The 23,039-nt window shown below is 65.3% G+C and carries 19 protein-coding genes and 2 pseudogenes; 11 read left to right on the top strand and 10 right to left on the bottom strand.

Features of this window, described 5'->3' with window-relative positions:
- The first annotated feature begins 11 nt into the window (after nucleotides 1–11).
- The 3 genes from EV641_RS12550 to EV641_RS12540 are packed head-to-tail and all read left to right on the top strand — an operon-like array spanning nucleotide 12 to nucleotide 2,619.
- On the top strand, nucleotides 12–1,124 hold the full coding sequence (locus tag EV641_RS12550; protein ID WP_132472058.1) for a CaiB/BaiF CoA-transferase family protein: 1,113 nt from the start codon (nucleotides 12–14) through the stop codon (nucleotides 1,122–1,124).
- A 14-nt stretch (nucleotides 1,125–1,138) separates the two neighbouring features.
- Nucleotides 1,139–1,921: a crotonase/enoyl-CoA hydratase family protein gene (locus EV641_RS12545; RefSeq protein ID WP_199233239.1), complete on the top strand. Its 783-nt coding sequence runs from the start codon at nucleotides 1,139–1,141 to the stop codon at nucleotides 1,919–1,921.
- Complete coding sequence (locus tag EV641_RS12540; RefSeq protein ID WP_132472056.1) at nucleotides 1,918–2,619, top strand: SDR family NAD(P)-dependent oxidoreductase; 702 nt, start codon at nucleotides 1,918–1,920, stop codon at nucleotides 2,617–2,619. The genes EV641_RS12545 and EV641_RS12540 overlap by 4 nt, the downstream gene beginning before the upstream one ends.
- A gap of 1,069 nt (nucleotides 2,620–3,688) precedes the next feature.
- Here EV641_RS12540 and EV641_RS12530 read toward each other — a convergent pair.
- From EV641_RS12530 to EV641_RS12520, 3 genes and pseudogenes are all read right to left on the bottom strand, one after another.
- On the bottom strand, nucleotides 3,689–4,549 hold the full coding sequence (locus EV641_RS12530; RefSeq protein ID WP_132472055.1) for a 3-carboxyethylcatechol 2,3-dioxygenase: 861 nt from the start codon (nucleotides 4,547–4,549) through the stop codon (nucleotides 3,689–3,691).
- A gap of 533 nt (nucleotides 4,550–5,082) precedes the next feature.
- Nucleotides 5,083–5,919, bottom strand: coding sequence for a hypothetical protein (locus tag EV641_RS12525; protein WP_347238233.1), 837 nt, complete (start codon nucleotides 5,917–5,919; stop codon nucleotides 5,083–5,085).
- Nucleotides 5,920–6,573: pseudogene (locus EV641_RS12520) on the bottom strand (hypothetical protein); the annotation flags it as partial.
- 893 nt (nucleotides 6,574–7,466) lie between these two features.
- Here EV641_RS12520 and EV641_RS12515 point away from each other — a divergent pair.
- Complete coding sequence (locus EV641_RS12515) at nucleotides 7,467–7,718, top strand: hypothetical protein (RefSeq protein WP_132472054.1); 252 nt, start codon at nucleotides 7,467–7,469, stop codon at nucleotides 7,716–7,718.
- 1,604 nt (nucleotides 7,719–9,322) lie between these two features.
- Here EV641_RS12515 and EV641_RS12510 read toward each other — a convergent pair.
- On the bottom strand, nucleotides 9,323–9,502 hold the full coding sequence (locus tag EV641_RS12510; RefSeq protein WP_132472053.1) for a DUF1508 domain-containing protein: 180 nt from the start codon (nucleotides 9,500–9,502) through the stop codon (nucleotides 9,323–9,325).
- A gap of 510 nt (nucleotides 9,503–10,012) precedes the next feature.
- Here EV641_RS12510 and EV641_RS12505 point away from each other — a divergent pair.
- From EV641_RS12505 to EV641_RS12495, 3 genes and pseudogenes are all read left to right on the top strand, one after another.
- Nucleotides 10,013–11,227 (top strand): annotated as a pseudogene (locus EV641_RS12505) (ISAzo13 family transposase); the annotation flags it as partial.
- A gap of 196 nt (nucleotides 11,228–11,423) precedes the next feature.
- Nucleotides 11,424–11,633: a hypothetical protein gene (locus EV641_RS12500; protein WP_132472052.1), complete on the top strand. Its 210-nt coding sequence runs from the start codon at nucleotides 11,424–11,426 to the stop codon at nucleotides 11,631–11,633.
- Nucleotides 11,634–11,789: 156 nt separating this feature from the next.
- Nucleotides 11,790–11,981, top strand: coding sequence for a hypothetical protein (locus EV641_RS12495; RefSeq protein WP_132472051.1), 192 nt, complete (start codon nucleotides 11,790–11,792; stop codon nucleotides 11,979–11,981).
- Nucleotides 11,982–12,611: 630 nt separating this feature from the next.
- On the opposite strand, the gene EV641_RS12490 is transcribed toward EV641_RS12495, so the two are convergent.
- On the bottom strand, nucleotides 12,612–13,046 hold the full coding sequence (locus EV641_RS12490; protein WP_132472050.1) for an RES domain-containing protein: 435 nt from the start codon (nucleotides 13,044–13,046) through the stop codon (nucleotides 12,612–12,614).
- 90 nt (nucleotides 13,047–13,136) lie between these two features.
- Between EV641_RS12490 and EV641_RS12485 the strand changes: the two genes are divergently transcribed.
- The gene (locus EV641_RS12485) at nucleotides 13,137–14,531 is read left to right on the top strand and encodes an IS1380-like element ISRer1 family transposase (RefSeq protein WP_132472049.1); all 1,395 of its coding nucleotides are present in this window, start codon (nucleotides 13,137–13,139) and stop codon (nucleotides 14,529–14,531) included.
- Nucleotides 14,532–14,593: 62 nt separating this feature from the next.
- Here the strand turns inward: EV641_RS12485 and EV641_RS12480 are convergent, their stop codons facing one another.
- On the bottom strand, nucleotides 14,594–15,004 hold the full coding sequence (locus EV641_RS12480; protein ID WP_132472048.1) for a hypothetical protein: 411 nt from the start codon (nucleotides 15,002–15,004) through the stop codon (nucleotides 14,594–14,596).
- Nucleotides 15,004–15,858, bottom strand: coding sequence for an antitoxin Xre/MbcA/ParS toxin-binding domain-containing protein (locus tag EV641_RS12475; protein ID WP_132472047.1), 855 nt, complete (start codon nucleotides 15,856–15,858; stop codon nucleotides 15,004–15,006). The genes EV641_RS12480 and EV641_RS12475 overlap by 1 nt, the downstream gene beginning before the upstream one ends.
- Before the next feature lie 1,897 nt (nucleotides 15,859–17,755).
- Here EV641_RS12475 and EV641_RS12470 point away from each other — a divergent pair.
- The 3 genes from EV641_RS12470 to EV641_RS29475 all read left to right on the top strand — a co-directional run bounded on the left by EV641_RS12470 (nucleotide 17,756) and on the right by EV641_RS29475 (nucleotide 19,794).
- Complete coding sequence (locus tag EV641_RS12470) at nucleotides 17,756–18,343, top strand: helix-turn-helix domain-containing protein (RefSeq protein WP_241997145.1); 588 nt, start codon at nucleotides 17,756–17,758, stop codon at nucleotides 18,341–18,343.
- Nucleotides 18,337–19,038, top strand: a complete 702-nt coding sequence (locus EV641_RS12465) for an RES family NAD+ phosphorylase (protein ID WP_132472046.1) — start codon at nucleotides 18,337–18,339, stop codon at nucleotides 19,036–19,038. The genes EV641_RS12470 and EV641_RS12465 overlap by 7 nt, the downstream gene beginning before the upstream one ends.
- Nucleotides 19,039–19,581: 543 nt before the next feature.
- Entirely contained in the window at nucleotides 19,582–19,794 is a 213-nt protein-coding gene (locus EV641_RS29475; protein ID WP_199233230.1) for a hypothetical protein, read from the top strand.
- Between the two features lie 231 nt (nucleotides 19,795–20,025).
- On the opposite strand, the gene EV641_RS12455 is transcribed toward EV641_RS29475, so the two are convergent.
- The 3 genes from EV641_RS12455 to EV641_RS12445 are packed head-to-tail and all read right to left on the bottom strand — an operon-like array spanning nucleotide 20,026 to nucleotide 22,963.
- Entirely contained in the window at nucleotides 20,026–20,820 is a 795-nt protein-coding gene (locus EV641_RS12455) for a hypothetical protein (RefSeq protein WP_132472045.1), read from the bottom strand.
- Nucleotides 20,821–22,680 (bottom strand): hypothetical protein, encoded by a 1,860-nt coding sequence (locus EV641_RS12450; protein ID WP_132472044.1) that lies wholly within the window; start codon nucleotides 22,678–22,680, stop codon nucleotides 20,821–20,823.
- Nucleotides 22,673–22,963 (bottom strand): hypothetical protein, encoded by a 291-nt coding sequence (locus EV641_RS12445; protein WP_132472043.1) that lies wholly within the window; start codon nucleotides 22,961–22,963, stop codon nucleotides 22,673–22,675. Before EV641_RS12445 ends, EV641_RS12450 begins: the two co-directional genes overlap by 8 nt.
- Nucleotides 22,964–23,039 lie beyond the last annotated feature (76 nt).

Raw genomic sequence — 23,039 nt, 5'->3', positions numbered from 1 at the left:
CTGCACGTGATATGCGTGGCCCTCTCTCCGGCCTGCGGGTCGTGGAGTTGGCCAACGCAGGACCCAGCGGATACGCAGCGATGGTGCTGTCCGACCTCGGCGCGGACGTTGTCTGTGTGCAGCGACCGGGCCTGCCGCGAAGTGCCGACGACCAGATCCGACGGGGGCGCACAATCGTGGCTGCCGACCTCAGCGATCCCGAGTCCGTGACGGACGTACTCGATCTCATCGCTCGCGCAGACGTGCTCGTCGAAGGGTTCCGTCCGGGCGTCGCAGAGAGACTCGGGTTAGGGCCCGACGTCGTCCTCGTCCGCAATCCGCAACTCGTATACGCGCGTGTGACCGGATGGGGACAGCACGGCCCTCGGTCGGCGCATGCCGGTCACGACATCAACTTCCTCGCACCCACAGGCATCCTGCAGGCAATCGGACGTCCCGACGATCGCCCCATTCCACCACTCAATCTCGTCGCAGGATTTGCAGGTGGTTCGATGTTCCTCGCCGTCGGCATACTGTCGGCACTATGGGAGCGCGCCACTTCCGGACGCGGCCAGGTTCTCGACGTTGCAGCGGCCGACGGCGCAGCGTTGCTGGCCCAATTCAATTGGTCGCTGCGGGGCAGCGGAGGGTGGTCCGACAAGCGGGGTGAAAATCTCGTCGACGGCAGTTGTCCGTACCTGGACACCTACAAGTGCTCCGACGGCCGATATATGGCGGTGGGCGCGTTCGAGCAGAAGTTCTATTCACGAATGCTCGATGTTCTCGGACTCGATGAAGCCACGGTGCCTGATCGCGGCCTCCGCGAGAATTGGCCCGACCTCCGCGACATAATCGCGGCGCGGTTCCGCACTCGAACCCGCGCCGAATGGACCAAACTGTTCGACACAGTCGACGCCTGTGTCACTCCCGTCCTCACATTCAGCGAAGCCCCCAGTGATCCCCATTTCACTGCGCGAGGCACCTTCGCTGAGATCGACGGCGTGATCCAACCTCTGCCGGCGACCCGCTTCTCTCGAACTCCCGCCTCCACGCCCAGCGCTCCTCCTCGCACCGCGGTTACGCCTCGACAGGTGTGGTGCGCGCACGATCCCGAACAATCCGAATCTCGAGAGGACCTTCAATGACTGCGACAGACTCGATGACCACCGCTCCACCCGCGCTGGTCGAGCGCCGCGGCAACGTTCTGCTGATCACCCTCAACCGACCTGGTGCCCGCAATGCCGTCAACGCGGAGATGTGTCTCGTCGTCGGCGATGCACTCGAGGAGGCCGATCGCGACCCCGAAATTCGCGCCGTCGTTCTCACCGGTGCCGGCGACAAAGCGTTCTGTGCGGGAGCCGACCTCAAGGCGATCACTCGCGGCGAACGGGTCATCCCGGAGGGACGCGAAGAGTGGGGGCTGGCGGGGTATGTCGGCCATCGCATCAGCAAGCCGACGATCGCTGCAGTGAACGGTCCCGCGCTGGGCGGCGGCACAGAGCTCGTCCTGGCCAGCGATCTCGTCATTGCTGCGGATACGGCGGTGTTCGGGCTACCCGAGGTCAAACGCGGTCTGATCGCCGGCGCAGGTGGCGCGTTCCGCCTGGCTGCCAAGCTTCCACCGACCGTCGCGATGGAACTGTTGATGACGGGCGAGTCCATCAGTGCTCAACGCGCACTCGAACTGCACCTCGTCAACCGCGTTGTGCCGGCATCCGATGTGGTGGCCACCGCACTCGAACTCGCCGGCACGATCGCCGCGAATGCACCCCTTGCGGTGCAGGCGCACAAGCGAATCGCCCTGGGGCAATGGGCTTCCGATGAAGCATCCGGCTGGGAGATGACGTCAGAAGCGCTACCCACCATCGCGTCGTCCGAGGACGCGAAAGAGGGACCACGCGCGTTCGCCGAGAAGCGTGCCCCCGTGTGGACGGGACGATGAGCCCGGTGAATCGAACTGTTCTGGTCACCGGTGGCACCGGAGGACTCGGCTCCGCAGTCACGAAGCACCTCCTCGACACCGGTTGGCGCGTCGTTGTGCCGTGGCTCGTCCGTGAGGAACTCGAACGCCTCGGTGAGCATCCAAACTTGCACCTGGTCGAGACGAACTTGTCCGACGAGAGCGACCTCGACGAGGTGATGACAGTTGCAGCCACCGATCCGGACGCTCCGCTGTTCGGCTTGGTGAACCTGGTGGGCGGGTTCGCGTCCGGACAGCGTGTGCACGAGGCGCCGATAGAACTCCTCGACTCCCAGCTCGATGTGAACCTGCGGACAGCTTACGCTGTTACGCAGGCTGCGTTGCCGCACCTGATCCGAGGTGGCAGTGGGTCTGTGATCTGCATGTCGGCGGCGGCGACCCGCAGGCCGTTCGCCGGCGCGGCGCCATACATCGCGTCCAAGGCCGCGGTCGTCGCACTGGTCGAAACGCTGGCGCTCGAGTACATCGACGACCACATCCGAGTAAACGCATTGATGCCGTTCGTGATCGACACACCGGGCAACCGGGCCGCGATGCCCGACGCGGATCGGCAGTCATGGTCGCAACCGGCCGACATCGCGAAGGTCATCGATTATCTGCTTTCCGACGACGGGGCGGCGATCACCGGTGGTTCGATCCCGGTGACCAGTGTCGGCTGATCAGCCGGGCGTTTCCAGACGTAGGTATCCCGAGGGGACGTGCGGTCGCGGTGATGTAGTTCTGTTCCGCGACCGCACTATCCCCCGAATCGTCGGTTGAGATCATTTTCGACGGTCTTGCCCATCGCGTTGCGCTGGCCCAGACCACCTCGAGCTGAACGGGCAACTTGCATGTGTTCAAGCCCGTTGGAGCAGGTGTCGGCACACATCGGCGAGACCCGTACTCCTCGTGCCATTCGAAACCGCCAGACGCAAAGGCTCACGCCCCCATCGCATCCACTGTCCATGATCCATCTGCCGTATCGAATTTCGACACCCTTCGCTCGGGCTGCCTCAACCGCGAGCCGATGTGCCCGATGACCGGCTTCGATGGCTACGTCACGGTCGAGACAGGCCTTGAGCAGTCCACCGACCAGAGACTGTCCTCGTCCCCGCGTTCGTCGCGGCTCTGCCGCTGCGCGAACTCCTCGTCGGACGGCGGATAAGGAATGGCAGCGACGATCGGTGTCTCCTGCACCAGATCCCCAATTTCGCGAAGTACAACCGGAAGTCACCCGATGCAGCCACTCAACGAGTTCATCGAAGGCGAACAATAGCATCTCAAGAGTGAGACCCCTTGGCCAAGACCGCCCGAATATCCTCGGGACGGCAGTCGGAAACGACCTCAGCTACACACACTTTCGTACCGTCCTGCTTGTCGAGATAGGTCACCATGTCGTCGACCGCACGCACGAAGGCGCGGCCGAGCCACTCCTCAAGGGAGCTTTCGCGACAACGAACTGAGGTGTATGCGCTTTCATGGCTGTCCGGGACCCACCCATAAGCCAGTGGTCGAGGATCCACACGATGGCGCCCGGCCACGCTGCCGCGCCGCCGACCTGGTCAGTTTTTCTCGAATACCCCCCTCGGGCACCCTCGTTCGCCGCAGTGGCGGCTGCCGTCAGTCCGGCTGCACCGCTACTCAGAACGATTCACGTCGAATGATTCGGTCATGGATTCCCTATCCCGCACAGCGCGTTTCCGCATGAGACGTCAGAAGAGCGCTCGAACACGCTCATACGTACTGGGGTCAGCGGGAGGCAGACACAGCCATCCCGGTAATCCACTCTTCGACCGGTTCGTAGACCAACGCGTCGAGCGGCCCACCACCGCCCGCCGCGGAAGCTGCGAGCCACGTGCGCACCTCATTCGCTCCCACGCCCCCGCGCGCGTGCGCCGAGTCGGACAGTTCCACCAGTGCAGCACGGTCGGCGGCAGCGAACGCGTCGAGCAGGCTCTTATCCCACTCCGGCTTGATCTTCTTACGTGCGGCTGGGAGCCCCTCGGCGATCACCCGGGCGCGTTCCTCGTCATCGATCTCGTACGCATCGATTTCGAGACTCGGCGGTGAGTGCGACAGCCCTCCGGTGCCGATAACGAGGACACGATCGCCCTGCTCATCGAGGTAACGGCACACCGCGTCGCCGAACTCCAGCACCCGACTGGCATGCGGTAGCGGTGCGGTAGCACAGTTCACAGGCACTGGGATCACCGGGTATCGATCGAGGGCACCGGTCAGGTCGCGCAACGGCTGCGCGAACGCGTGATCGAGTTCGATGTCGCGGCAGACGCCGATGTCGAAGTGAGATTCGAGGAGATGATCGGCGAGCATGCGCGCTTTGCCCTGCGGAACCGTCAATGCACCCGAGGGGTGGCCGCCTTCTGCGATGATTCCCGCAGACAAACCCACACCGAACGTGGGGACGACGCGCCGGAATGCGCGCCGGTGGTCCCCGCCGAACAGCACAATGTAGTCGGGGTCGAATTCCTGCACTCGTGCGGCCGCCTGGGCGAGACCATCTCGGAATGCGACCCCGAAGACCTTCTCCACATCTCGTTCCATTCCCGGGCTGTGACTCGCACACACCACGAGCCTGTCGCGCTTCGTCATCTGCAACCTCCTCGGTTCACCGGGGCCGATAGCTGGGCGCCCAAATATGACACTACCGTTAGATAGTTCGCGGCGTCACGTCGAGCCCTCTACAAGTCGGGTCAGATCCGCACGAAGAGCGCGCGTTCGATCATCACCGAGAAGGGTTCGGGTTCGCTGCTCTCTGTTGACGTGCAGGCCGGTCGCTGTGAACGCGGGTGGGGCCTCCTTCGCGATCGTGACCAGAAGGATTTGTGCCCCACGCACATCGATCGGATGACATCGAGACAAGTCGCTGAGCGCGATATGTACTGCCCGCTTCATATCGTCGACAACCTGCCGACGCATCACATCCAGTTCGTCGTTCGCGGGTGAGCGATCGGCCCAGGGGTGACAGAGCGCCCGGAATCGGTCGTGACCGATAGCCCATTCCCGCCTCCACTTTCGCAGTTACGCGTCCTCAAGGTTCACCGATGGGTCGAGCCGCGCGAAACGGTTTCCGCCCTCCGACTGTGCCCTCTCACCGATGCGTGATCAGGGCGCGACCTCATCCACTACGAAAAGTCATACTCGACCGTCAGCGCGTCCGCATGGTTTGAAGTTGCGCACGTTTCAGCTTTATACAGGGGGAGACGATTAGGACTGTCCGAGGCCGCATGAGGTGGAGGTCCTCGATGTTTCGGTTCAATGCCAGTGGCATGACGTTCCAGAATCGCCACAACACGGGCCTGGTCGTCGTTGGCCAATGCCGCGGCGATCTCGCGGGACTCGTCGGCACTGAACGGGACATCGGAGTTCCCGAAATCCAAGGTGCGGGTGCGGTAGTCGTAACCCGCTTCGTCGCCGTTGCGCACATGTACGCGGCCGGTGACCCGGATCGTGGCGACCTTCGGTGTTCCGTCGGGGTTGAGGACACCGGCCTTGCGCATGGTGTCTGTGGCCTTCGCCGCCGTGAGCTTGGATTTCGCGTCATTGCGTAGCTCGTTGGTTTTGCCTGCCATGTATTTCCGCACCGACGACGGACTGCGGCCGATCCGCTGTGCCACGGCGTTGACGCCGCCGAGACGGGTGATGGCTGCGCGGCGTTGCGCGAGTTCGGCGACCTCGGGATGCGGGATGCGGTCCTGCTGGGCCCAGCGGCGCAGGGTGCGATCGGACGGGGGTGTGCGGCCGGCGTCGATCGCGGCCTGGCGCAGTCCGTCGTTGCCGATTTCGGCGCGCAGCTGGGCGATGGACACTGTTGCGGTCAGGCCGGCCAGGCCGCGGCTGGTTTCCTGGGATTTGGCGACCCCGGCGGCTGCGGCGGCGGCGACGGTGACCTTCAGGCCGTCGAGGCCGGTGGTTTTCTGTGGCACGGACTTCGAGCGTGGTTTCGGTAGGTGCAGTGCCATCTACTCCCCCACCTCGCGAACGTCGGTGTCGGTGCCGTAGGCGGAGGCGATCGCGAGGCGGACCTCGTGGGTGGTCTCGGCGGCCGCGAACGACAACAGCATCTCCTCGGTGAGCCGGGTGTGTTTTTCCACGGTCATCTTGCCCAACGCATCACTGTCGTCGGCAATATGTTGGTCGTCGCCGAGGAGGTAGACCCAGGAGTCGGTCATGGTGCGGATCGGCCAGCGTCCGGTGTCCCGGGCGATGCGCATCGCGACGCGGCGGCCGCGCCATCGGCAGTGGGCCATGATCGCGGCTCGCCACAGAGGTTGGTGGTGGTGTTGCATCCGGGTGGCGGTCCACATGTCGGGGTTGACCATGCGTCCGACGTAGCCTTTGTAGCAGGCGCCGAGGAAGCGTTTCATCGCCACGTCGTCGGTGTCGACGGCGACGGTGCGGGCTGCGCGGAGCACCTTGGCCCACTTGTCGAGTGCCCTGCCCTGTTCTTCGTAGACCCAGGCTTCGGTGATGTCGAGGTCGTCGACATCGAGGCCCATGCCGCCGCCGGCGTTCGGCGCGCAGAGTCCGTCGAGGCTCACGGTGGTGATCCAGGTCTGCACCGGTTGATCAGCGCGCCTAGCGGGATGCGGCAGCGGCAACTTCTCAGAGAGTGTCACGGTGACGTCGACATGAAAGTGTCTGGGACGTCGCGGCACTCACCTCCACACTGTCCGCCAGACCCTCTCGCTGACAATCGCCCGCGCTGACATCGCGCCGTCCTGATTGCGTAACTGGAGCCCTGCCAGGACAGCTGCAGTCGCAGACCCTCCCGGTGGGCGCCACCACACACCGGTCAGGACCCTCACACCGCCCACGTGGTGCAGCAGGGCCGAGGTCCGCTCACCAGGACGCCTCGGGCGCGCGTCTGCACAGGCGTTCCCGCAGGGAGGAGCTGTCTACACACTCTTTCGAGCGGCGGATACGCATCGGAGGAAGCTGCCGGCATCACGTCCCATAACTGGATAATATTGCCCATCCAAAGGTAAAACTCGAGTACCGCGACCATGCCAGAACGAGGGCGGGAGGGCCTGAAGACACCGGGAACCACTCGCCCACAACCCACAACCCTCGCACCGGTGCGCCCCGCCCCCCGTGCCGACACAGGGACCCCATGGCGCACCAGGCTTCCGGAACCGTCCCCGGAAGTGACCTCCCGCCGCGGGTCGCACTGTCGCACGTCCGGAGTCGAATGCACCTCGACCACGCGGCGCGAGGCGGTCCGGCAACGAATTCGGTCCCACGCTCTACGAAGATCTAGTAGAAGCTGTAGATCTCCGGCCAGGGGCATGACCGCCAGAATTGGGGTCGTGTTCCGGCAGGCGACGCCGCAGCGGTTCCTGTCACCTCCCGCGGTGGAGTCGATCCGGTCCCGCCGCCGATCCGGACACCGTCGATCCAGGTCCTCTGGGATGGCCATGGTCTCGCTCAGCCTCGACGCCCGCGATCCTCAGGACGGGGGCTGCGGCGATCGCGGCCTCCGGCGCATCCTCGGGCGATACCGTGGGGTGTGGGCATCCGGCACTTCGCGCTCGACCTACCGTTCACCCTGTCCGCCGACGGGGCGATCAACGCAGCGGAAGCCGAACTACGTCACCGTGGCGTCGCCGGATGGACACGACTGCATCTGCAGTCGACGTCCCCGACACAGCAGGCCGGCATCAGCACATTCCGGTTCGCCTACTGGATCCCCAACCGGGATCCGATCATCGACAGGGCACGCAGCGACACCGACACGACCAACGCCGACCCCGACAGGTGACGACATACGGTAGCCACGGGCACGGCGTTACTCCTCACGCACCAGCCCGGGAGAGCGTCATGTCCCGCGGACTGCGAAGCCAGCTCTTGGCCGACGTGAGCGCAGCGGCGGAACCCAAGGAAACACCTGCCGAGCACGTCGAACGTCAGCACGGACTATCCCCCATCTCCCCCGCCTCACTCACCCATATGCCCCGGCCGGGCGCGCGGGCCCCCCACGAACCCGCACCCCATCACCACACCCCGCACGCGCGAGTCGGGTCCGCCGACCACCAGCGGGCGGCACCGTTTCCGCCGGAAACCCCTCGACTCGGTACCCGATCTTTCCGCCGGAAAGATGCCTGGATCTTTCCGGCGGAAAGATCCAGGGCAGACAAGCGTCGTCGTGTCCTCCGAAAACGGTGGACATGCACCCGGCACTCTTTCCGTCAGAAACACACACCCCGCCCGCAGCCTCCCCCAGTTCCACCCGCGCCGACGCTGCCCTCATCACCGACACCACCTCCTCACCCGCCGCTTCATCGACAACCTCGACGACCGCACCGGCGTCGACGCACGAGTTTCCGGCGGAAACCTTCGCCGGCGGTGGCCCAGGCTCGCATTCGGGGAGCGGCCCGACGGACACACCGGCGGACGTGTGCACACGAGACTCCCAGCTACCGACATCACTCACCCCGCACATGCGCGTGTCGGGGCAGGAGCCGGGTCGGGCACTCCGACAGGTCCAGGGGTGCAGTATCGTCCACGGCGGTAACCCCACAGACCCTGTCGGGCGACCCTTGGTTCACCGCGACCCCCCGCGTGGTGAACCCGGCCCCGCCGCCCCGGTCCCACCCTGGCGGCGGGGCCTCCAGCTCACCACGGCCCCGCTGCCGGACCGCAGGCTCCGAACGAGGAGCTCTCTCCGTCGAGCAGAGGCCGGCGGCGGCCGCGCTGCTCCCTCGTGCCGATCCCGGAGTTGAGCTGCGACCACGTGGTGCCGGACCGCGCAGAAAGCCGCTGACCAGGTTCGACTCTTGTTCACCGTCGACGGTAGTGGAGCCACCCACTCCTCAACGAGCACAGGGATCTCATCGAAGTCCAGCCGGAAGTATTCGCAGACCGCCCTTCTACAGGGGGCGCGAGGGCGCCAACGCGAGCCCGGCGGGGACACGCCTTCTCGCCGGTATACGGCGACTGTGCTCACCAGTCGCCAGATCACTGACCGACGACGACACAGACATCCTCCGCACGTACGCCGCAGCGTCGCGGTGGCCCGTGGGCCGTGCCGAGAAGGCCTGCGTTCTTTCCGGCGGAAAGACTCGACGGATCGTGTCACGATGAGTCCATCGCTGCACGCTCGAGCCGATGCCAGCGCGATCGAGTCCGCTTCCGGGGGCCGATGCCCACAAAGGCGTCACAGGGGCATCCGAATTCCCTAGTGCTGCATGATGTTCGTTGGCAGGTCACATGTCACCATCGACCGCGCGCGCAGGACATGCGCCGCGCTGCACCCGGCTTCGACGAAAGATCCCCTGCGACCCTCTCGGCTGCACGGGTGCATGCACTCCGCGAGGGACTCGCGCACCACGCCTGAGCGATCATGCAGAAGAGGGCCGCCAATTGTCACATCAGATCCTCGATCGGAGCAGATGCCGCATTGTCCCTGATCGACGCGATCCCTGTCTGCGCCGCCGCCTTCGAGATATACCCCTGGCTCGCCGCGATGATCTCCCCGTTGGCTGCCTTCAGACGGAACCGGAACTTGCCGGCGGCGTCTTTGAAAAGCTCGAACTTCGCAGTCATCGCCCCTCCTCCGCACGGGTGTCCACGACAGTCGCGTACCCCTGCCATCACGATAAGCCGACCAGCTTCGACGCGACCCCGAACTCGCGATCTTCCTGGACCAGCTCGACCGCGCAGTGTGGGACCTGCAGCTGGATGCTGCGCTCCCGCGGGACCTCCATAGACCGGCAGGGACGATCAGACGGAACTTTCGGGCCGGGAACCAGTGGGGCGTCGGGAGTCACACCCCCTGACTCCGGCCACGCACGCCCGCATTCGCGCGACTAGGAAACGACTTCCACACCACGACACAGTCTTTCACAACTCATCGATGGATTATCCAGGTCATTACGGCAGCGCCCCACGGGGACCACTTGCCGGCGGATCGCCGGGTACGCACAGTACTCGAGCATCCCACAACGTCCACCACGGAGACGCAACATGCGCCCTGCCCGCCGGGCCTCCCGGGGATCTAAGGGTGCGCGTACTAATTGAGTAGGTTTATCGCGTTGATCGTGGATAGACTGTGGTATGCCGTTTCCCGATGCACTCACCGAACCGATGGCGGCGCGGTTGTCGCTGATCAAAGAGCATCTGGACGAACGGGCATGGCGGTTACCGCTGGGCGCGGAGGCCAAAACTCTTGGTAGGGGCGGAATCAAAGCGGTCGCTCAGGCGACCGGAGCCCATCCGGACACCGTCGCTCAGGGCGTGCGGGAGTTGGACTACGAGGTACCGATCCCGGGCCGAATCCGACGCCCCGGTGCGGGGCGTCCCGCATTGGCGTCCACCGATCCCGCCTTGATTGCGGCGCTCGATGCCCTGGTCGATCCCGTCACCCGTGGCGACCCGGAGTCTGCCTTGCGGTGGACGACGAAATCGACCTCCACGCTGGCGGCGGAGTTGACCGCGCGCGGTCATCGGGTGTCGGCGCGGACGGTGGCGAAACTGTTGAAGGCGTCCGGGTACAGGCTGCAGGCGAACGCGAAAACCATCGAAGGAAAGCAACACCCGGACAGGGATGCTCAGTTCGAGTACCTCAACTCGAGGGCCTGCGAATTCCAGGCCGCCGGGGATCCGGTGATCAGCGTGGACACCAAGAAGAAAGAACTCGTCGGCAACTACGCCGCCGGCGGCCGCGAGTGGGAACCGGCGGGCGAGCCCCGGAAGGTCAAGGTCCACGACTTCGTGGATCCGGCCCTGGGGAAAGTCGCCCCGTACGGCGTCTACGACATCGCTGCGAACACCGGCTGGGTGAACGTCGGCACCGACGCCGATACCGGACAGTTCGCGGTCGAATCGATCCGCCGGTGGTGGAACACCATGGGCGCGAACACCTACCCTGGCAGCACCCGCCTGCTGATCAGCGCCGACTCCGGTGGGTCCAATGGCTCGCGACTGCGACTGTGGAAGACCGAACTCGCCGCCCTCGCCGAGCAGACAGGCCTCGAGATCACCGTCTGCCACTTGCCGCCCGGTACCAGCAAGTGGAACAAGATTGAGCACCGGCTGTTCTCCGCGATCAGCAGAAACTGGCGTGCCCGCCCCCTCGAATCGCACGAGGTCGTCATTGAAACCATCAGAGCGGTCACAACATCGACCGGTTTGACGGTAGAAGCAGAACTCGACACCAACACCTATGAACGCGGCATCAAGATCCCGGACAAGGACATGAAAGCCCTCGAAACCAGCGGGATCCTGACCCGCCACGACTTCCATGGCGACTGGAACTACACCATCGCCCCCGCGACACGCCCAACAGAACCTACCTAATTATTGCGTGATCCCTAACATGGGAGCACGAGGCAGCGACCCAGTCCGAATGCCAGTTCGCCGCACCAGTTTCTACGTCGAGACTCCTCGAATACTCGGCCACCTCGCCATACCCCCTCCCTATCCACGACTCGCACCGAGACGTGGACCGAAGTGAAGGAGCAACACCATGTCCGACCACATTTTCGGCGCTTCCCACGAGCGTGACATCACCAAGAACGAGGCACTGTCGATCATTGCCGAGCACGGCGGCTACGGCAGCACGCGGGTCTACGGTGTGATCGCAGTCGGAGACACCGCGGGCCAGATCGTCGGGATCAAGTCCCCACAGAATATGGCCGCCCACGCCTTCTCCAGGATCTACGTCATCGAACGCTAACGCCTGGAAATCCTGGAACTGGAGCAGGACTCTCGCGAGACCAGCCTCCGGTCATACCCTGCGGACTCACCCACGCGCGCGCCGCGCTCTCGTCCCATTCACCTCGCACTCGCGGTCCTTGCCGATGCTGCGCCCACCTACTCTCACGGAGGAACGATGAGTTCTTACAGCACATCCGAAGCTGCCGAAGTCACCACAGCGACCCTCGTCGGGCGTGGCCTTGATCCCGCCGACTACAACATCAGCGGCATCGTCCGCGACGGTTTCTCCGACGCCGGAGGTGGCCGGCACTCCGCGTTCGGAATGGCCGACGAGTTCGACAAGGCCATCGCGGCACACAGACGCTGAATCACACCGGGCATGTTCCGAACCCACGCCACCACAAATGGATGGCCGGGGGGCGGTGGAACCACTCCACACAACCTGTCACGATCTCTCTGCGACAACCGGTCGAACGCTCACACCGAAGGCGTAAACACGCTGGACATCAGTGTGCCGCATCCACGACTGCCGTCGCGATGCCCGAACCGCGCGTCCCGAGATCGAGCAATCACCCTGCGGCGCCACCTCCTCGCCTGCGCCCTCTCCCGCTGACCACTCATCCGAGCGGAGGATGATCTCTTGGCGACACCCCTCAACCCTGACAGGATCCCGCAGATAACGTGCGGCGACGCTAATTCCGAGGAGATCGGCTGCCTCACTACACATGATCGGAGTTCCCATGCCCACCAGTTCGATACCTCACCGCCGGTATCCGAGTGTCCGTGGCGGTGTGACACAGAGCCAGGAATGTTCGAGCGGCAGCGGTTCGACGCGCTTGCCTCCACCTCAGTGGTGGCGGGGAGGGAGGCCTCTGTCGATGCGCCGATGTTCGCGTGCCACAAGTCGCCCGACGGTGGTGTGGAAGCCTGCGCAGTCGCCGGCGCCCACGGGCCTCGCCGGATCGGCCGGATCAGACGCGACGAGCCCCATACGGCTCTATGCCACACTGCACGATTCACAATCCTCATCGGCGATCTGCGTGACGATGATTCGCCGCGGGATCAGTTCCTTCTTCAGCTGGTCGAAAACTCGCCGGTCGCGCAGCGGCACATCCCGAGGGTCGCCGGCACTATCCGTCGGTACTGCCACTGCCCCAGCGCAGTCCCACAGCGCCAGAGCGTGGCCGTGGTTGTAGGCGGTCCTGTAGTGGATGCCTTTCACCTTGTCCGCGGCGGGCTGGTCCTCGAAGATCGCGCGGGCCCACTGCTGAGTCAGTTCACGGTCTTCGCTACCCGACGCCAGCGCGGGCAGGGCACCGATCGCCATCGCCGCACCGGGCTGATCGAGGTCGTACAGCACCACTTCCCGCACAGGGATCACCTGCGAGACCCGCCAGTTAGCCTCGGGCTTTCGTGCTGATCGAGCGGACACCCGTGTCGAATACGAAGAATGGTGCCCTGAACTGGGATAATTCGACTTGCTGAGGGTCGAGTTTCAACCAGTTCGAGGAGCACCATTCAGGTGAGCAAGTCTACGTCCCCCTACCCACGCGTGTCCGCATCGGCCACCGGGACCGGCGTCGTGTCGCAGGCCGGAACGGTCCTGCTGCTGCGCACCGCGGAGAAGACCGGCCTCGCTGCGGCGTTGACGACCGAGCTCGCACCGTATCGAAAACCGCTGGCCCGACACGATCCCGGCAAGATCGTGCTCGATCTCGCGACAGCATTGGCGATCGGTGGGGACTGCCTCGCCGACATCGCACAACTGCGGGCTCACCCGGAGATCTTCGGCGCAGTGGCCTCCGACCCGACCGTCTCCCGCCTGATCAGCGTGTTGGCCACCGACGCCGACACCGCGCTCGCCGCGATCGGACGCGCCCGCGCCACCGCCCGCTCCCACGCCTGGGCCGCCGCCGGCACGTCGGCACCGGACCACGCCATCGACGAAGCGCATCCGCTGGTCCTCGACATCGATGCGACGCTGGTCACCGCGCACTCCGAGAAGGAACAGGCCGCCCCGACGTTCAAGCGAGGCTTCGGTTTCCACCCGCTGTGCGCGTTCGTCGACCACGGCACAGGCGGCACCGGTGAACCCGTCGCGATGCTGCTGCGGCCGGGTAACTCGGGGTCGAATACCGCCGCCGATCACATCACCGTGGTGCAGGACGCCCTCGCACAGTTGCCGGTCGACCCGGCATATCGGGTCGGGAAGAAGGTGCTGGTGCGTATCGACGGGGCCGGCGGCACCCACGGGTTGATCGAGTATCTGACCAAACGGCGGCTGTCGTATTCGGTGGGGTTCGGATTGACCGAGACGATGACCGCCGCACTCGAACTCGTCCCGGACCAGGCATGGAGCCCGGCCTACGACTCGGACGGACAGGTCCGCGACGGCGCCTGGGTGACGGAGTTGACCGGCCTGCTCGATCTGTCGTCGTGGCCGAAAGGCATGCGGGTAATCGTCAGGAAGGAGCGCCCGCATCCGGGTGCGCAGTTACGGTTCACCGACCGTGACGGCCTACGCCTGACCGCGTTCGTGACCAATACCCGCCGAGGGCAACTCCCGGATCTGGAGCTGCGACATCGGCGTCGGGCTCGGTGCGAGGACCGGATTCGGACAGCCAAAGTCACCGGGCTGCAGAATCTTCCGCTGCACGGTTTCGATCAGAATCGGATCTGGTTGGCGCTCGTGCAACTCGCATGTGAACTGATCGCGTGGATGCAGATGCTCGCGTTGACCGATGTCGCGGCCCGGCGGTGGGAGCCGAAGCGGCTGCGGCTGCGATTGTTGTCGATCGCCGGTCGCGTCGCCCGGCATGCCCGCCGTGTTCGGCTGCGGCTGGCCGCGACAGCTCCCGATATCGATGTCCTCGTGGCCGGCCTGAACCGGCTGGAGGCACTTCCTGCGCCTGCGTGACCTGCACGTATCTGTCCGATCAAGACGAAAGGAAACCATTTTCGAGGCCGTGGACCTCGGCGTCACCCGACCGTGTCGGGCAGTCGACCGTGGATGCACACCGGATCCACGGTCTCCGTATCCAATCCGAATCCGCTCAGGCCGGCACGTGATCCGCGCGAAAGATTGAGGTTAGAGCACAGCGGCGCGATACCGACCTCTCCGAACACCTCGCAGCCACCGGTCGCGATGTCCTCTGCGATGTACAGCACTGCCCGGCCGTCAGGATCGACATCCGGGTCCAGATACGGCGGCGTGTGATGGTCGAACCGGTGCAGCGGCCCGAACTGACGGAACGAGATGCCGTCGGCGGTGTATCGATCACGGTGATAGATGCGGTACCACGGCCGCGGGGCGGCGCCGGACGGTGTCCAGACCCACCGATGGTCTGCTTTCGGCAGCGGGCGGTCTGGCCCCTCCAAGGATCTCGCCATCAGACCGCCATCAAGGAACGAACGGCAGCGAAGACCCGGGCACTATCTCGGGTCATCTCCTGCGCGGGGGTACGGCCACCGAAGTTCTCGTTCGGCCGACTCATCCACCGCGACAAACTCACCACACCACCGGGGAACTCCTGAGCCAAGCGCCCCACGTCGGGAAGGACGGGTTCGGCGAGGTCCGGGGTGAACTGCCACGCAGGTAGCTTCCACGCGCGGCCGTCCTTGATGGCGACCAGTCGGCGCTCGGCAATCATGTCCGACACCGTCTGCGGTGCAACGCCGAGCAGATCGGCGGCCTCCGGGCGGGTGAACGAGTCGGCCAGCTGCTCGCGGCGCTGTTCGACCTGAAGGATCCGGTTCTGCCGCTCGAGGCCCTCGGCTTCCGCTGCGGAGATGACAGGCCCCCAGCCATCATCAGCGACCACGTGCGCCGCCTCGGCGTCGGCAAGCTCGGCGTCATCCGAGTTACCTGCGGCCACGGCCATCCACTGCCTCACGAACACGCCCAGGATCTTCTGGTTGACCACCCGCATCGCGGTGGGTGTCTCGTCGGCGGCCCCTAGGATGAGGGCAGCGGCATCCGGCACGGGAATCCCTCGCATGGCCTCCGCCAGACCGGGGGTGTCCAGGGCGGCGCGCAAACTGTGCAAATCGGTCTTCCACAGCCCCGGATCCACCCCTTCGAAGCTCGTCCCCTCGGCACGCAGGTCCGCAACGAACGACGGCGCCGACTTCGGCAACGCCAGCAAGACGAAGTGTCCGTTATGGTCGGCGATGTCCTCGAGCAACTGGCCCACCTCGTCGAATGGACGCAGATCCTGCGGTTCCGATTCGGGTCCTCGTGACATCTGTGATCCCACCTCTCCACACTCACCACCAGTATACGCGGGTTGTGCGGGTCATGCGTAGAGGAGCCTTCGATGCCATGGCCTTCGCACCAGCCATGCGTGAGGTTCACGCACGCCACACCGGTAACTCTCTCGTCTTGGGTAGCGACACATAGCGACGACCGGAAACAGGACATGTGCTTTTCGACCAGGCACGAAAGGGCACGCTGCGACACACGGCTGGACGCTCGGCATCGACTTCGGCACCCCACTACCGCGGCTGGTCACCAGCCCGTCCGGAAGCGGTATGCAGGTTCTGCCGTTGAGCCATCGAAGCAACCTGTTGCCCTCGGCGGTCTACGTCGAATTCCCCAGCACATGCACTCCGGCGACGCCGCACTCAACAAGGCAGAAGAGCATCCTCAGGCCCTGCTACCCGCACCGAAACGCATGCTCGGGAGGACGCGTCCGGCACCTCGACAAACCGCTGGACCGCGTGGGTACCACCGATGGTCGCGTACTCGATGTACTCCGGCAGAAAGCACGCACACGCAACGATTGACGCCGGCTGTGCACTGAGCACCGCGGCAGTCCAGTCCGGCCCGCCCCTTACCCTGTTCGTCTACGTAGCGTGCGCCTGCGTCCCTGTCATTCGTCCTGCGATCCACCACAGGCGACTTATCTCGACTGCGGGCGCGGCAGACCGGTACGAATACCCTTTCACAGCACCATAATTCCAACCCTATGCAGACACGACGCAGGCTCGCTGCTGCGCGAGTGCACATCACGAGCCTGCGCGTCCTGGAGTTTCGGCGACTCACTCCCGATGAGTGCAGTGCTGGCGTAACGCCACCTCTGCAGCCCTCTTCGCTTCGCCCATGGTCTCAGCGATCCCACTGGCAGACTCCGGGGTGGTCGGACCGTCGGCTGCAACGACGGACCATACCGCGGCGCCTCCCCTGTATTCAGCTCGCGCCGTGTACTTGCCGTTGGTCAGCGACCACATTCGGCGGGACGGCAGTGCAGCGTCCGTCCTGCTATCTCGCCTACGGTGCCGACCTGGTCGCGCACCTCGCTCGACAGCGAATTCTTCTGCCACTCCCCCGTGTCGCGCAGACTGCGCCGCGCACTCCAGCGAGCCATCCGCCACACTCGGCATGTCACCGCCGAAGAACCCGTGGAGCCCATCCAGGGTGCGCTGAAGAACCTGCCTTTCGGCATCAATATCGGCGACGCTCACATCTCCCCCTTATTCATATGGCTTGCAGCACAATCAGACGGCTCGCGTCGCGCGAATCAGAAGGGATCGAGACACGCGACACCGGCAGCATGATCGCGGGGTGCCATATCGACTTATGTTGTACTGCATTACTTCTCGTGTGATTGTACCAATGGACCGGGGCGGCCGCGCGCTCAACAGTCCGCTGGAACGTCACCCTGCGCTGGTCGCGGCCGCGGCCGATTCTTCAGGCCGCCATGCCCATTGCCGCCAACGCGGATCCCACTCACTGACATACGTCCGCCTCTCGGCAGCGCACTGTGTGGACATCGCACGTCCAGCGAGTGCCATACCCTGGCGTGAACCCGCGTCGCACACGCACGCACCGATGCCACCTTCGATACCGCGGAACGTACCCGGCTTTGTCCGCCGCGGGAACACTGCGCACCGCCCCTCGACTGCGCGACTTTCCGCGGAAAGATCCGACACAGGCCCTGGCAACGAGCGCCCGGCCACTCTCGACCGACCGACCAGCCCGTCCCGATACCCGGTAGCGCCCGGAGCATCTTTCCGGCGGAAAGACCCAGTAGGGCCTCCGCGCAAACAGCCCGACAGGAGGGCAACAGGGCGTGTGTGCGCGCCCTAAACAGGGCACCTTGCCTATCTTGTTTATCCTTTTTAGGAGAGTAGACTGGGGGCATGAGCACCAAGGCGCACGCGGACACCACACCCCGCCACCGGGCGACGGACTTCTCAGCGGCCCTGAAGGAGGCGCTCGCCGCCGTTCCCGACACTGAACGGGACAGCTTCGTGCTCGGCGTGGTCGGCGACGACACCAACGGCGACGGACTCGATCCAGCACTGTGGGGACCGCCGCCAACATCTGCCGATCGTAAGCGCGCCGCGCTGGAGAACCTGCGCCGCCAGTACCGCGCACGACGCGCCGTGGCGGACGCGTCCCTGACCCGGACGGAAGCAGCGGAACTGCTGGAGGTGTCCGAGCAAGCCATCCTCGACCGCCTCAAGACCGGAGACCTGATCGGGCTCAAGAAAAGCCGTGAATGGAGACTGCCCGCATGGCAGTTCCACGCCGACACCGAGACCGGAGTCGTGCCCGGCCTCTCCCAGGTCGGTGCCGTGTTCCCCGGCGGAGCAGTGTCGTTGACCGAATGGGCACAGACCCCCAACAGCGATCTCGAGGGCACCACCCCTGCCGACGCCCTCGCCACCGGGCGGGTCGAGGACGTGGTGCGCGCAGCACATGCCGGTACTGCCGCCGCGTGGTAGCCACACTCGCCGCACCAGCACGGCCGCTACGCGGCGGACACGCCTGGATGTGGCGGTGGCGTGATCCCACCAGCCGCCGTCTGTGGGCGTGGTGCCGCATCTACCATCCGTCGCCGCATACCCCGGACGGGATCACGCACCGCACGTTCGGGCCGCTGCACCGACTCGATCCGCACCTGCCCGTCTCCGGCGGCGCGCCGCGGGTGTGCCCGGACGGCCGGTCCGTGCTGTACGTCGCCGGCAACATCGCCACCGCCATCGGTGAAGTGTTCGGCGACTTTCCCGCCGCCGCCGTGTGCCCGCGCTACCGGATCGCGTTGCTGCGGCCCACCGTGCCGTTGGCTGTGCTCGATCTACGCGGACAAGGAACCGCGATGCGGATCGGCGCGTTACCCTCGCTGGCCACCGGCGACTACCCGCGGCCCCGTACCCAGCAGTGGGCGAGGGCGATCTACGAGGACCAACCAGTCGCCCGCCGTCGTATACACGGCATCTACTACGACGCGGCGCACTCGAACGGACCCGCACTAGCGTTGTGGAACACCGAATCCCGCATCGAAGTAGTCCACAACACCCGCGGCGACCTCCAGGACTTCGCGCTCACCGACCCGAGAATGTGGCCGCGGGTCGTCGACGCCGCGGTCGGCCTGGGAATGCGCGCCGACCTCGTGCCCCGCTGCCCGCAATGCCCGTAACTACCCGGCCGCCGAGGACAGTTCGATCATGACCAGGAACGAACACACAGACTCGCGTGCGCACACCAGCTGGAGGCCGACGATGAACCCCACGGATCCCAGCAAGCACGAACAGCCGGCCATGCTCCGACGCGTCCAGAAAGCGATCGTCAGCGAGTTCACCCCACCACCGATTCCGCGCCCAACCCCGAACGAGGAGCAGCTCACCGAAGGCCACCTTGCCGTCGGAATGATCGACGACGCGATTGAGGATGGTCCCAGCGAGGCGCAGGGAGCCGACACACTCGTCATCACGGCGGAAGCGCCAGGGCACGGCACCCTCCACCGAACGACGTCGTGCCCTCTGGAGATGCCCCGCAGCGGCCACAGACTAGTGGGCCAGACCATCACGTTCCGCCACACCACGTTCGACCCGGACTACGTCAAGGACATCCTCGTCGTCCGGTGGCCGCTCGAGGTCAGGAATGCCCTTCGACCAGTCCGGGACGAGGGACCAGGCGGGGTGCGTGCTCGCGTGTGGGCTTCCTGGCCGGGTGCAGCTTCGTGCTCATGTGGTCCGGCATCGTGCTCACGCCGCTCATGCTGTGCGGCATCGTCTTCGGCGGCGACATGTTCACCGATCTCCCTGCATGGTTCCACCCCGGCCTCGCGCTTGTAGCCAGCATCAGCGCAATACCGCTGGGCTTGTTCCTGGTCGCCGTCTGCAATGCGCGAGAAGCAACGCTCGTGCACCCTGTTCCGAAGGACGTGCAGTGAGATGCGCAGAGCAGAAGACTGCTCCGGCGCTTTGCTCGGGTGGCGGCGTCGCCGTGGAGAGTGCGATCGGTTGACGACCGGACGATGGACCCCGCGGTCAGAGCAGCTGTTCCGGCAGATCACCGCAGACTTCGACGAACGGACGCATCACGCGCTCGAAGACCTTCAGTTCGACCTCGCCAGGACCGAGATCCCACATCAATGCCGCGACACCGAGCGCGTCCCCACCGGTCAGTGCCAGGTGACGTCGAGTTTCTCGATTGCATCGAAATGAAACCCGAATTGGTCTCCGTAGACGTCGAAACCCTTGTTCTCCGGATAATCGAGCGTGGCATGACGTTCCAGAATCGCCACAACACGGGCCTGGTCGTCGTTGGCCAATGCCGCGGCGATCTCGCGGGACTCGTCAGCACTGAACGGGACATCGGAGTTCCCGAAATCCAAGGTGCGGGTGCGGTAGTCGTAACCCGCTTCGTCGCCGTTACGGACATGCACGCGGCCGGTGACCCGGATGGTCGCGACCTTCGGTGTTCCGTCGGGGTTGAGGACACCGGCCTTGCGCATGGTGTCCGTCGCCCTCGCCGCCGTGAGCTTAGATTTCGCGTCATTACGCAGCTCGTTGGTCTTGCCCGCCACGTATTTCCGCACCGACGACGGACTGCGGCCGATCCGCTGTGCCACGGCATTGACACCGCCGAGCCGGGTGATGGCTGCGCGGCGTTGCGCGAGTTCGGCGACCTCGGGATGCGGGATGCGGTCCTGCTGGGCCCAGCGGCGCAGGGTGCGATCGGACGGGGGTGTGCGGCCGGCGTCGATCGCGGCCTGGCGCAGTCCGTCGTTGCCGATTTCGGCGCGCAGCTGGGCAATGGACACTGTTGCGGTCAGGCCGGCCAGGCCGCGGCTGGTTTCCTGGGATTTGGCGACCCCGGCGGCTGCGGCGGCGGCGACCGTGACCTTCAGGCCGTCGAGGCCGGTGGTTTTCTGTGGCACGGACTTCGAGCGTGGTGTGGGTAGGTGCAGTGCCATCTACTCCCCCACCTCGCTGACATCGGTGCCGTAGGCGGAGGCGATCGCGAGGCGGATCTCGTGGGTGGTCTCGGCGGCCGCGAACGACAACAGCATCTCATCGGTGAGCCGGGTGTGTTTTTCCACGGTCATCTTGCCTAACGCATCACTGTCGTCGGCAATATGTTGGCCGTCGCCGAGGAGGTAGACCCAGGAGTCGGTCATGGTGCGGATCGGCCAGCGTCCGGTCTCGCGGGCGATGCGCATCGCCACACGGCGGCCGCGCCAGCGGCAGTGCGCCATGATCGCTGCCCGCCACAGCGGTTGGTGGTGGTGCTGCATGCGGGTGGCGGTCCACATGTCGGGGTTGACCATACGCCCGACATAGCCTTTGTAGCACGCGCCGAGGAAGCGTTTCATCGCCACATCATCGGTGTCGACGGCGACGGTGCGCGCTGCGCGTATCAGCTTGGCCCACTTGTCGAGTGCCCGACCTTGCTCTTCGTAGACCCAGGCTTCGGTGACGTCGAGGTCGTCGACATCGAGGCCCATGCCGCCGTCGGCGATCGGGGCGCAGAGTCCGTCGAGACTGACGGTGGTGATCCAGGTCTGCACCGGTTGGTCGTCGCGCATCGCTGGGTGCGGCAAAGGAAGTTTCTCCGGCAGGGCGTACTGGCCGGCGGCGGGGAGCGTCACGCGCCAGATGCCGAACGCAGGCTTGGCATCGGCGGCAGCATTTACGGCGTCGGCGCCGAGGAGGTTGCGGACCCGGCCGTAGCCGAAGGACAGCATGCCGGCGGAGGCGAGGTAGGCGGCGCGTTGGTCGATGGTCACCAGCGCGGCGGCGCCCTCGAGGTCGTCGGTGTCGGGGAGCCGGGACCAGCCGGCCGGGGGTTCGAGGTCGCCACGGGGCGGTCCGTCGATCGGTGGGAGGGGGCCGGCGGCGGTGACGACGATGCCTTTGCCGGTGCGGAGGCGTTCGCGGCGGATCTTGTCGAGGATCGCGGCGCCTGTGCGGGCCGGGGTGGGGCCGGGCAGGGTGTCGAGGTGCTCGACTGACCACGCGAGGCGACGGCCGAGTTCGCGGGCGGCGGGCAGGTCGTCGTCGGGCAGGTATGTGCCAGCGGCTGGGTTGCCGAGTATTCCCATGTCGCCGATGCGGTTGCCCCAGCCGAAGTCTTTGTTCCAGTAGGTCCAGACGTACGGTTCGAGGATGAGGTCGACCATCTGGGTGGCTTTGCCGACTTTGCGGGTCAGGTGGATGACGTAGCCGGGGTCTCCGCGCAGTTCCCAGCCGGCGGCAAGGAGCGGTGGCAGGGTCGCGGTGATCGTGTGGGTCAGCTCGTTGGCGGCGTGTTGGCGTAGTTGTTCGAGGTCGTCGACGTCGTCTTCGCTGCCGGGGTCGATGGTCCAGCCGAGCCCGGCGCAAGAGTCGATGCCGACGAACCATACCTGTGCGGTGAGGCCGTGGGGTGCCAGTGCGGCCCAGTGCAGGAGTTTGTCGAGTTTGTCGATCGAGTCGACCGGGCCGGTCAGCCGTTGACCGGAGGGGGTGTAGGTGGCGGCGGCGGTGACGATGAGGGCGTGTCCGTCTGCGTCGGTGCCTGCGGGGAGGGATTCCCAGGGCTTCAGGTCGGAGTCGTCGCCATCAGTTGGATGCTCCCCCTCTGCCTGTTCGTCGTCGGTGGTCTCGGGGGCGGCGGCGACCGGCACGTCCACAAGTGTGTTGATTTCTGATCGGGGAGGATCGACGGTACCGATATCGGACGCTACCGATTCACTGTTGAGTTGGGTTCCAGGCGTGATGATCTCATCGACGGCCTCTGGTTCATCTGAGGCTTCGACGTCGAAGAGGGTGAACTGTGTGTCATCTTTATTCATCAATGCCCCACGCGAATTCGAACAGCGATGTGGTGGTGTTGTATTGACCCTGACCGGTCGAGGGTTCGGGTCCAGCGGATTGCGGCGAGAGCCGCAGGATGCCGGGGTGCTTCAGGCTGCAATCGTCGCACGGTCGCATATGCGCGATGCTGCCGGCAATCATTGATCTGGCGGCTTTCGTGGAATGCCCTGTTCCGCTGATTTTCTGGTGCACCTGATGCGAATAGTGACGTGTCTCGACGAAGTACGTGTGGTGTAACAGTGATTCGGACGAGGCGTCCATATGAGTCATGGTCATCGTGCCCTCGACTGTCTGCGTGAGAAGGTCGTTCGCCTGTGTGCAGGCCGCCAACCACCCA

Origin of the sequence: Rhodococcus sp. SMB37, from assembly GCF_004345605.1 — a bacterium.
Classification (GTDB): domain Bacteria; phylum Actinomycetota; class Actinomycetes; order Mycobacteriales; family Mycobacteriaceae; genus Rhodococcus.
The sequence above is the reverse complement of the archived record's forward strand: the minus strand, read 5'-3'. Positions and strand labels throughout refer to the sequence as shown.